The organism is Mesorhizobium sp. WSM4845 (genome assembly GCF_055811455.1).
Window position 1 is genome coordinate 1 of the sequence record NZ_JBVVQA010000062.1, and the last position, 11150, is coordinate 11150.

10 protein-coding genes and 1 pseudogene are annotated in these 11150 nt (G+C 58.7%); 10 read left to right on the forward strand and 1 reads right to left on the reverse strand.

Annotated elements, in window-relative coordinates:
* Nucleotides 1-634: 634 nt before the first annotated feature.
* Nucleotides 635-946, reverse strand: a pseudogene (locus tag AC0L2C_RS33710) (transposase); the annotation flags it as partial.
* Between the two features lie 221 nt (nt 947-1167).
* On the opposite strand from AC0L2C_RS33710, the gene AC0L2C_RS33715 reads away from it, so the two are divergent.
* The 10 genes from AC0L2C_RS33715 (at nt 1168) to AC0L2C_RS33760 (ending at nt 11095) form a co-directional block, all read left to right on the forward strand.
* Nucleotides 1168-1761, forward strand: coding sequence for a NodA family N-acyltransferase (locus AC0L2C_RS33715; protein ID WP_473458394.1), 594 nt, complete (start codon nt 1168-1170; stop codon nt 1759-1761).
* A gap of 127 nt (nt 1762-1888) precedes the next feature.
* Complete coding sequence (gene nodC, locus AC0L2C_RS33720) at nt 1889-3163, forward strand: chitooligosaccharide synthase NodC (RefSeq protein ID WP_473525481.1); 1275 nt, start codon at nt 1889-1891, stop codon at nt 3161-3163.
* A 49-nt stretch (nt 3164-3212) separates the two neighbouring features.
* Nucleotides 3213-4235 carry a nodulation factor ABC transporter ATP-binding protein NodI gene (nodI, locus tag AC0L2C_RS33725; RefSeq protein WP_473525487.1) on the forward strand — a complete coding sequence of 341 codons (1023 nt, stop codon included), beginning with the start codon at nt 3213-3215 and terminating at the stop codon, nt 4233-4235.
* A 3-nt stretch (nt 4236-4238) separates the two neighbouring features.
* On the forward strand, nt 4239-5027 hold the full coding sequence (locus AC0L2C_RS33730; protein WP_473525482.1) for an ABC transporter permease: 789 nt from the start codon (nt 4239-4241) through the stop codon (nt 5025-5027).
* A gap of 30 nt (nt 5028-5057) precedes the next feature.
* Nucleotides 5058-5261 (forward strand): hypothetical protein, encoded by a 204-nt coding sequence (locus AC0L2C_RS33735; RefSeq protein ID WP_473507141.1) that lies wholly within the window; start codon nt 5058-5060, stop codon nt 5259-5261.
* 57 nt (nt 5262-5318) lie between these two features.
* A complete protein-coding gene (locus AC0L2C_RS33740; protein WP_473525488.1) occupies nt 5319-7334 on the forward strand; it encodes a carbamoyltransferase family protein in 2016 nt (671 codons plus the stop codon).
* 1705 nt (nt 7335-9039) lie between these two features.
* Nucleotides 9040-9177, forward strand: coding sequence for a hypothetical protein (locus AC0L2C_RS33745; protein WP_473525483.1), 138 nt, complete (start codon nt 9040-9042; stop codon nt 9175-9177).
* A gap of 77 nt (nt 9178-9254) precedes the next feature.
* A complete protein-coding gene (locus AC0L2C_RS33750) occupies nt 9255-9362 on the forward strand; it encodes a hypothetical protein (protein WP_473525484.1) in 108 nt (35 codons plus the stop codon).
* Complete coding sequence (nodB, locus tag AC0L2C_RS33755; RefSeq protein ID WP_473525485.1) at nt 9359-10018, forward strand: chitooligosaccharide deacetylase NodB; 660 nt, start codon at nt 9359-9361, stop codon at nt 10016-10018. The genes AC0L2C_RS33750 and nodB overlap by 4 nt, the downstream gene beginning before the upstream one ends.
* A 453-nt stretch (nt 10019-10471) precedes the next feature.
* Nucleotides 10472-11095, forward strand: a complete 624-nt coding sequence (locus AC0L2C_RS33760) for an FMN-binding negative transcriptional regulator (protein ID WP_473525486.1) — start codon at nt 10472-10474, stop codon at nt 11093-11095.
* Nucleotides 11096-11150 lie beyond the last annotated feature (55 nt).

The window sequence follows — 11150 nt, forward strand, 5'->3', positions numbered from 1 at the left end:
TGATGGTGTTCACGCGTAGCAAGAACAGCCGCTTCTATGCATTCTTCCGTCGGGTGTTCCGGCGCGGAACGCCAGCCGATGCGGCTATGGAGACTTCCGCAAGGCCGGGCTTGCTCGACGAGCCGGCGATTGACTTCCCGAAGGCCGCCGAATAGGCCAACTTTGCTTGGAGCGCCATGCTGAACAAATCGCTGGCCGAGATGACACGCATCGAGTGCCGGGGCGCGTCGATCAATGAAGACTGGCTGCTGGCCCGCTTCCGAAAGCCGATTTCCGCTTCCTGATGAAACGAATTGTCGAAGTTGACTTGGAGACACTGTGCGCTTCGTGGTGTCAAACTGACCCTATATGTGGACGTATAAGAGCGCCCGATTGCAACAAGTTAGCTGGATCCAGTTGATGGTCACAACTGCTGACGTATATCCGGCTTCTTCATTCGGCTCGATGTTCAGCGCGGCGAGCCTCGACGGGTTTTCGCCCGCTTCCACCTCAACGGCCCCAGACGTCGGCCGAAGCTTTTGCGGTCCACACATCAGGTTCGGAAGCGACGGGGTGACCGTTTCCCCATCTCTGCCACTTTGCTGCAAGGCCGAGGTGCGCCCTCCTCCTCGCTCTCCAGGTCCGTAAGGCTGCTTTAACCGACAGTACCGCTTGCCAGGCAGCGAGCATCGACCAGACGATTCTTGTTGCCGAGCGCGACCGCCGCGCCATCGGGATGCCGCCTTTGCCGCAACTTGTCGAGCCTGAGGCTTCGCGGAACCTGTTTGCCGCCGGCGCGATCCAGAGCTGCGCGATCGCCTATGGATCATCAGCGTGCGTCAACGGTCGCCGCGTTTGCTGACGCCTAACAGTCGGGCCCATCCTCCGCTTGATCGCTGCTTCGGCACGAGGCGCAGCCACGCCGCTGGCGGCCGCTCTTGAAGCAGGTTGTGTCACCGACAGCTGCCTCGGTGCCGTCGCTTTATGGGCCAATCGAGCACGGCCGGAAGGTTCAGATCATGGCCTTCGAAACGCATGGTTTTAACATCCATAGCGTGGATGCTCGCGATCTAAACAATCAATTTTACCAATCTGGGCGGGTCGTTCATAGACCCCCCACATGACATGCACCGCGTTGCTCTGCCGCGTGAGGTGCACAAAAGAACCCGAAAAAGAGGAAGTCTTCGCATGCGCTCTGACGTGCAGTGGAGGTTGTGCTGGGAAAATGAGTTGCGGCTTTCCGATCACCTCGAACTCTCTGAGTTCTTCCGGAAGACCTATGAGCCTACCGGAGCCTTTAATGGAAAGCAGTTCGAAGGCGGTCGAAGTTGGGCCGGTGCGAGGCCGGAGGTCCGCGCAATCGGCAATGATGTGCACGGGATAGCGGCTCACTTGGGCCTGCTGCGCCGATACATCAAAGTTGACGACGCTGATCTGCTTGTCGCTGAACTCGGTCTATACGGGGTGCGTCCGGATCTTGAGGGGCTAGGAATCGCCCATTCGATCAGCGCGATGTATCCAGCGCTGCAGCAGCTTGGCGTTCCATTCGCTTTCGGCACGGTTCGGCCCGCGCTCCGGAACCATGTTGGGAGGTTCTGCCGCAAAGGCTTGGCGAGCATTTTGTCGGGCGTTCGCGTGCGTTCAACCCTCCCGGACGTGTACCTCGATCTGCCTCCCACGCGAGTCGACGACGACGTACTCGTCATGGTGCTCCCAATTGGACGCTCAATGAGCGAGTGGCCGGCCGGCACATTGATCGATCGGAACGGTCCAGAGCTATGAAGAGCACCCGCAATTATATCAGTCAGCGCGACCCGCCCCTCATCGCATCGATCGATCTGAATACAGCATTGACCGCGGATTTATTGTCCGCTCGCTTCCTCAAATTCACTGAGAAATCTGACATCTCATGAACCTCTTTGCCCCAGCCAGTATCGTTGCAGTCTGCTCTTATGCGCTGCTGTCGACCGTCTATAAGACCGCGCAGGTGTTTTATACCCTGCCTACAAACGTACCGCCGACCTCGGGCGAACCGGCCGGCTGTGAGCCTTGGCCGAGCGTCGATGTCATTATCCCGTGCTACAACGAGGCTCCTCGCACCCTCTCGGACTGCCTGGCTTCCATTGCAAGTCAGGACTACGCCGGAAAACTGCAGGTCTATGTTGTTGATGACGGTTCTGGAAACCGCGATGCCCTCGTAGGTGTACACGAGGAATACGCTGGTGATCCGAGGTTCGAATTCATTGCGCTCCCAAAGAATGTCGGAAAGCGCAAGGCACAGATTGCGGCGGTTCGCCGCTCGTGCGGAGATTTGGTGCTCAATGTAGATTCGGACACGATACTCGCGCCGGACGTCGTCACAAGGCTTGCGCTAAAGATGCAAGATCAAGCGATCGGCGCCGCCATGGGCCAGTTGGCGGCTAGTAATCGCAATGAAACTTGGCTGACGCGGTTGATTGACATGGAATACTGGCTCGCCTGCAACGAAGAGCGGGCAGCGCAGGCTCGGTTCGGTGCCGTCATGTGTTGCTGCGGTCCGTGTGCCATGTACCGGCGAACCGCGCTTGTTTCGCTGCTGGATCAATACGAGACGCAGCGCTTTCGAGGGAAGCCGAGCGACTTCGGTGAGGACCGCCACCTTACGATCCTGATGCTGAAAGCAGGCTTTCGAACAGAGTATGTCCCGGAGGCCGTCGCGGCAACAGTCGTTCCCAACAGCATGGGTCCCTATCTGCGCCAACAGCTTCGCTGGGCCCGGAGCACGTTCCGTGACACGTTGCTGGCGCTCCAACTGCTGCGCGGCCTTAATATTTATCTCACATTGGACGTGATTGGGCAGAATCTTGGCCCATTATTGCTCTCTTTGTCGCTCTTGGCTGGGCTCGCACAATTCATAACGACAGGTACTGTGCCTTGGACGGCATGCCTGACGATTGCGGTCATGACTATAGTTCGCTGCAGCGTGGCAGCGTTTCGTGCGCGCCAACTTCGATTTCTCGGTTTTTCGCTCCACACACTCATCAACATCTTTCTCTTGCTCCCGTTGAAAGCATACGCGCTGTGTACATTGAGCAATAGCGATTGGTTGTCGCGAAGCTCGGCCGCCACTGTGACAGACATCGACGGCGCCATTCCAAAGCCCGCCTTGGTGGGATCTGACGCAGCTTACAGCGAACAGCAATAGTCACGTGATCGCAGGTGGAAGAGTTTTGAGCCAGGACCAGAAACAGCAAGTGTTGAAGCGAAAGTTAGACCCACAGGATTTGCGGCGGATCGAGACTCCTCCGATCGAACGGGAGTCTCACGGGCAAACAAGCGCGAAAAGCTCCATGCCTGACTCTCTGTCGACCGTGGCAGTCGATTTCGCCGGCGTAACCAAGTCGTATGGGAACAAGGTCGTTGTCGACGAACTGTCGTTCACCGTTGCGTCGGGAGAGTGTTTCGGCCTCCTCGGACCAAACGGGGCCGGCAAAAGCACGATTGCGCGTATGCTCCTCGGCATGACATGCCCTGACGCGGGCACGATCACCGTGCTCGGCGTCCCGGTGCCGGCGCGCGCTCGGCTGGCACGTAGGGGCATTGGCGTGGTCCCGCAATTCGATAATCTTGACCAGGAATTCACCGTACGCGAGAACCTGCTGGTGTTCGGCCGCTACTTCGGCATGAGCACACGCGAGAGCGAAGCGGTCATCCCGTCGCTTCTCGAGTTCGCTCGCCTCGAGCGCAAGGCGGATGCGCGCGTCTCGGAACTGTCCGGCGGCATGAAGCGATGCCTGACGATGGCGCGGGCGTTGATCAACGACCCCCAGCTCATTGTGATGGACGAGCCGACCACCGGCCTCGATCCGCACGCGCGCCACCTGATCTGGGAGCGGCTGCGCGCGCTGTTAGCTCGCGGCAAAACGATTATCCTGACGACGCATTTCATGGAAGAGGCTGAGCGATTATGCGATCGGCTGTGCGTGCTCGAAAGGGGTCGCTACATCGCCGAAGGCCGCCCGCAGGCGCTGATCGACGAGCATATCGGATGCCAGGTCATGGAGATTTACGGCGGCGATCCGCACGAGTTGCATTCGCTGGTCAAGCCACATTCTCAGCGCATCGAGGTCAGCGGCGAAACCCTCTACTGCTACGCGCCAGACCCTGATCAGGTGCGCACGCAACTCCAGGGGCGACCAAGTCTGCGCCTTCTTCTGCGTCCAGCCAATCTCGAGGATGTTTTCTTGCGGCTGACCGGGCGCGAGATGGAGGAGTGAACGATGATTGAAGGTCTTGCGGCGGTGCTGCCCGCCAATGCGTGGAACTGGGTTGCGGTGTGGCACCGGAACTATCTGGCATGGAAGAAAGTCGCATTCGTGGCGATTCTCGGTAACCTCGCCGATCCAATGATCTACCTTTTCGGACTAGGTACCGGCCTCGGCATAATGGTCGGCCGCGTCGACGGTGCGCCGTACATCGCCTTTTTGGCGGCCGGCATGGTCGGGGTCGGTGCGATGACCGCCTCTACCCTCGAAACACTGTACGCGGCTTTCGCTCGCATGCATTCTCAACGCACATGGGAAGCCATGCTGTATACGCACGTTACCCTCGGCGACATCGTTCTGGGGGAACTGGCGTGGGCAGCCACCAAGGCCTTCCTGGCCGGTATGGCAATTACCATTGTCACCGCAGCCTTGGGCTATACAGCCTGGCCGTCCGTCCTCTATGCGCTGCCATTCATTGCTCTGACAGGGTTCGTATTTGCCAGCCTCGCGATGGTCGTCACCGCACTTTCGCCCAGCTACGATTACTTCGTATTTTACCAGACGCTTATCCTTACACCGATGCTGTTCCTATCGGGCGCCGTTTTCCCATTGAATCAGCTGCCTGACACCTTTCAACAGATAGCGCGATGCATGCCGCTGGCACATGCGATCGACCTCATTCGTCCGGTCATGCTTGATCGCCCGATCGGCGGCATCGCCCTGCACATCGGGGTGCTCGGCCTCTACGCGCTGTTGCCATTCTTCCTCTCGATGGCGCTGTTGCGCCGCCGACTGATGCGCTGACGCAAAAGAGAAGGAGATAAACCATGCGCTATGGACGCAAATAAAAACGACATCGCCAGCGTGTGCCGCGAAGGGTTTTGGCTGGCGTCGATCCAATCTCACAACGCTATGGAACGCCCGGCGTCTCGAGCACAGGATCTTATGTTGATCCCGGCGGACCTCATAGAATTCCTTGAGGCCGGTGATGTTTGGCTGGCGTTCGGGCGCGAGCGACAACGCGGCCTGTCTTTCTGATCGAACGGTCTCGAGAAGGCCAATTTAGTATTCCTGTACGACAAAATGGAGAGCGAGATGCTGTGTCTAGGATTGAACGGCGGATTGGACAAAGTCTATGAAAACAGGTTTCAGATTCCAAACACATTCATGCACGATGGCGCTGCGGTGCTCGTCCGGGACGGACAGGTCATTGCGGCGGTAGAAGAGGAGCGCCTCAATCGGATCAAACATTCCAACAAGCTCCCAATTAGTGCGGCTCAATACTGTCTTTCAGCAGCTGGGGTTCAGCTCAGCGAAATCGATCGAGTGGCGTTCTACGCTACCGAAGACTATAGCAACGCCATGCTTGAAAACATGCTTGTTTCCCAGCCGGACGCCTCCATTCCGTTGGATGCTAAACTGTTGATGCAGCAGCTGCTGGCGCAGGAGTTCGGTACCGAGCTCGACGCTTCGCGTATCTCATTCGTAAGTCATCATCAGGCGCACGCCGTGAGTGCTTTTGCAATGTCGGGCTTCGAGCAAAGTCTGATTTTCGCGATTGATGGCTCTGGTGATTTCCTGTCGGGCCTTGTGGCGGTTGGATCTGGTACTGAAATTACGCAAATTGCGACTTTCCCAGAGAACAATTCTCTCGGGCAATTTTATCTCGAGACGATCCGGTATCTCGGCTACGGCTTGTTCGATGAATATAAGGTAATGGGGCTTGCCCCCTACGGCGATCCCGTTCCCTATCGCGAGCTTTTCGAGCAATTCTATGAACTCTCTGCAAACGGCGAGTATCGCGTCCACCTGGACCGCATCGGTCCGACTTTGCTCCGCAGCATTCAGGTTCGGCAAAAGGGAATGCCATTCACTCAGCAGCATATGGATGTGAGTGCGTCGTTACAGGAAGCGCTCGAACGCATCGTGTTTCACATTCTTCGTCATTATCGTGAGGCCACCGGGATGACGCGGTTGTGCCTGGCCGGGGGAGTTGCGCACAATTGCTCCATGAACGGCAAGCTGCTCTATTCAGGACTTTTCGAAGACATCTTCGTGCAGCCCGCATCGCATGACGCTGGATGCGCATTAGGCGCCGCGCTAATCGTGTCTAATGAGCTGGGCCGCCCAGCGCCGCGTACGCGATTGCAGGAGGTCTATTGGGGGCCGGAACTCGCGAGCGATCACGCTGTCGAAGAGGAACTAAAGGCATGGGCGGGGCACCTGGAGTTTGAACGCACTGAGGAGGTGGCGGATAGGGCAGCCGAATGGATGGTCGGTGGCGCCGTGATCGGCTGGGTGCAAGGTCGTTCGGAGTTCGGGCCGCGAGCGCTCGGAAATCGCAGCATTCTTGCCGACCCCAGGCCCGCTTCAAACAAGGACCGGATCAACGCTATGGTCAAGAAGCGGGAAGGATATCGCCCGTTCGCCCCATCAGTGTTGGAGGAGGATGCGCGCGAATTTTTCGACCTCCCGGGCAGTGCGTGCGAATTTCCCTTCATGAATTTCGTAGTTCGTGTGCGCGATTCCAAGCGGGATTTGCTCGGCGCCATCACGCATGTCGACGGTACGGCTCGGCTGCAAACAGTATCGCGCAAGGCCAGTCCGGCCTACTGGGACGTCATCAATGCCTTCAAGCAGCGGACAGGCATCCCAATTCTGCTCAATACGTCCTTTAACAACAATGCAGAGCCGATCGTAGATTCAGTTGCAGACTCGATTGCCACGTTCCTGACAACAGAGCTGGATGGACTTGTGGTCGGGCCGTACCTCGTCAAAAAACGGGCCGCAACGCTGGAGGATTGGACTGCGCTCGCGGTTTCATTGCCGCCTTATGTATCCCTGCATAAAGTCCGCGCATATACGGCGCAGGATCGCCACGAGACCGTCTGCGAAATCCGAACGGATCACCGTGACTGTGCGCGTATTTCACATGGCTTGTTCGATCTGCTGACGCGGATCGAAGGCGAAGCCGTGCTCGCGGATCTCCTCGACACAATTACGCCGGATCAGGGCCTGCGCGAGGCTCTCACAGGAGAGCTGCGACTATTGTGGGAGCAGCGCCACGTTCGGATGCATCCCTCGCAAGCTGCTCGCGTCCACCAAAACTGATGCCAAAGTCTGGACGACCGATAACAGCTGCCCAAACACCGGTCTGCACCTTCATATGACGGTCTCCAATCCAATTGACCGAGGCAAGGGTCCTGATGATTGCGTCTGCCGCGAGCATGCATGTTCGCTCCAGCTAACGCTTATTGCAGTCGCGGATCAGCAATGGATTTGCTTGCCGGTGGCTCAAGACAGCACCAGTTCGTCGTTTCTCGACGGCGTACCGGGTCGGTGACCGCCCCTGCGACATCAGCTTGGTGTTGCATAGCGGAGGGGACGAGCGTTGGTGGATAGATTGGCGTGGGTTGACCCCGGTGGCGAGCGGGCTGGGCCGCTTGCGGGAAAGGCGGCGGCCCTTCGGCGCGCCAAGCCGGCATGTTCGTCGTTGAGCTGCTTTTGGCAAAATGCGTCGGTGGGGCGACGATCTTGTCTTAACGCGGCTTGATGCTTCGGCCTCCAATCATCCGGCCCTGTTGTTGGCATCCTTGATTTACGGCAATACGACGCCGGTGCAGATTTCGACGACGCCATCTTCAGGAAACCGAGGATCTGCTGGTCAAGGTCACGCAGGGTTAGCGTTGGCGATGCCCGACATCTGCTCTCGGGCAATCGCCTGATCGGGATGGGAGTCGAGGAAGGGGAGCGCCCTCGAGCACCTGCGCGATCGCAAGCGTCATGGTCTGTGCCCTTCGCGAAGCGCAAGAGTCTTCAGCCCGCGCAGAACCAGGTAAGGCCGAAACATAGCGAGAGCGCGGCGCCGGTGATGTAGGTAAGCCGGTGTGGAGGGTTTCCGCGCCGCCGAGGATTGCGCCGCCAAGGCGGCGGCCCCATTCGCCGCAACGCTTTCGAAGCCGTAGGTCGAGTTCAGAATGGCGGATGGCTGAACGGCACTGGAAACACCAGCCGGATCGTAGCAGGATCGCGCGGGTAGCGAAGCCGATTGGCTGTTCGCAGACCGGGCCAGTCTTGGATCGGTGGGCGGGCTTGGGCATCCACTTCGGACGTGCTCTTGGCTTTCAGGAAGAGTAGCTGCAAACTGGTTCAGTTGGCAGGAAAAGAAATGGTCCAGTCTCCAGCTCCCGGTGGCTCAATCCGCCCGCATGGCATGGGGCGCGCCAGATCTACGAAGCGCTTCGTGAGCAGATACTCAGAGGCGTCTACGACACCGGCAGCGTCGAGATGCTGCGCGACGTCGTCGCTCAACTCTGAGACGTTGACGGTTCCGCACGCGGGTTAGAACATTCGCGACCGCTCATCGTAAACAGGTCATCGTTGAAAGCAGTTGGGCGACGGCCGCGCTCATGGCCGGCTGAACTAGCTGATGCGGCTTGCCGCCACCGTGCCGTTGCGCTCGGTCAGCAGTGCGTGGAGCCGACGAGGAGCTTCACATCAACGGCCATTGTCTCATCTATCCACAACGTGGATGCTTGTCATCGAAACATTCGATTTTGACTATCGGACAGGACATTGCATAGCATAGGAAGAATTCAAGGATGCAGGCTAGGGAGATTGTCGATGTATGCGGTTGGCTCCGAGGAGCATTTTTCTGGTGTGTGCATTCTGGTCTGCGCCGAACATTAAGCGAGCCGATTCCCTTTTCGACCAGGTACGTCGGTGATCGCGCAAGCTGCATCGCGTCGGTTCTTTCGCCACAAGCCCCCAACTAGCGTAGGCGCCTGCCCCAAGGATCAACAAGTCGAGGTTTCCCATGCGCTCCCAAGGACGGTGGAAGTTGTGCCGGGAGAACCAGTTGCAAGTAGCCGATCATATCGGACTCTCCGAGTTCGTCCGAAAACCTATCGGGGGGACTGACCCTGCAATGAAAAGCTATGCGCTGGTAATTTGAGGCGTTCTGCAGAGACGGCCCGGCCACGATGTATCGATGTTCGCGTGCGGTCCCACTCAGAAGTGCTGGATCTCGACATGCCGCCTCGCGTGGAGGACGTGCTCCTCGTGATTATGCCGATTGTGCGGCCGATGAGCGAATGGCCGACCGATGCAACAATTGACCGGAAGGATCCGGAGCTATGAAACATCTTGATGACGGATGGGAGGTGCAGAGTGAATGCGCTGATGGAACCGGCCGTCGGAGCGTTTATCTGACGTTTGACGACGGTCCCGATCCATTCTTCACACCACAGATACTCGATGTGCTGGCGCAAAATCGGGTGCCAGCGACTTTCTTCGTCATTGGCGCCTACGCCGCAGAGCACCCGGATCTCATCCAGCGAATGATCGCAGAAGGGCATAAGGTAGGCAACCACACGATGTCTCATCCGGATCTGTCCAAATGCGGCTTGGGCGAAGTGCAACGTGAGGTATTTGAGGCGAACCATGCCATCATGGGAGCATGCCCGCAGGCCTCGATCCGCTACATTCGCGCACCGTACGGCGCCTGGAGCGAAGAAGTGTTCACTGCGTCAGAGATCGCCGGGCTGGCGGCCCTTCATTGGTCGATAGACCCAAAAGACTGGTCGCGCCCCGGCACCAACGCGATCGTCGATGCAGTGCTCGCCTCGGTGCGGCCCGGCGCCATTGTGCTCTTGCACGATGGTTGCCCTCCCGACGAGTCGAGACGGAGCAGTCAAGCCAGTCTGCGCAACCAGACCGTCTTGGCGCTCTCCAATCTGATTCCGGCATTAGATGCCTGCGGATATGAAATTCGCTCGCTTCCAGAACATCACTGAATGCGAGATCCTATGGACCTGCTTTCCCAGGCAGTACCCTATGGTCTCGCGTATGAAGGCTTACAGGCTTCGTCGACATCGGACGAACTGTCGGCTCCGACCCGTTGACTAAGCGTAGACGTTTGTTGTCACCTGCTACAATGAGGACCCGCGCAGCCTCTCGGCATTGCCTGGCATCGCCGGAACCTCTTCGACGATGGTCTCCGGGATCGCAGCTGCGTCCACAAGTTTTGGCAAACTAGTCGCCATTGCCGGGACATGCCCGACCCCTCGGCTGCGAAGGACCAGGGGTTCTCCGACTCGCACACCCCCCTGTGGATCTGCTCCTCGATCGTCACGATGATCGGGCACGATGCCATCTTTCACAAACTGGACCACGTCGATAGCTTCTGACTGGCTGTTTCCAGCAGGCCAGCTTGCCGGTATGTGATCGGTAACGCAAGGAGTTTCGCGATGTACATCCCTCCCGCTTTCCGCGACGACGACAAGGAGTCCCTGCGCGCCACCATCCGCGCGGCGCTGCTGGCGAACTTCGTTACAGTCACGGCGGAAGGGCCGCTCGCAACGCCACTGCCCCTCTTCCTTGATGAGAGCGAGGGCGAGCACGGCGTGATCTACGGGCACCTAGCGAAGGCTAATCCCCAGTGCCGTGTTCCGCCGATCGGCGACGGCTTGGCCATCTTCATGGGGCCGGACGCTTATGTGACGCCGGCATGGTACGCGACCAAGCGGGAAACCGGGAAGGTCGTCCCGACCTGGAATTACATCGCCGTCCACGCCTATGGTCCGGTCGAGTTCTTCGAGCATGCGGGAAGACTGCTGGACGTCGTGAATCGTCTGACTGACCACCACGAGGGCGAGCGGGCCTCGCCTTGGGCGGTGTCGGACGCACCGCCGGATTTTGTACGGGCGCAACTCCGCGGAATCGTTGGCTTGCGCATGCCGATCACGAGGCTGGAGGGCAAGCGCAAACTGAGTCAGAACCGGAACGCGGCCGACCGCGATGGCGTGGCCGCGGGCCTTGCGGCGAGCGAGCGGGCATCTGACCGCGAGCTCGCCGCTCTCATCCCAAAATAATCATGAACTTTGTCGGAATCGACCCATGATGCCAGAACTGACCCCATTCGCCCTG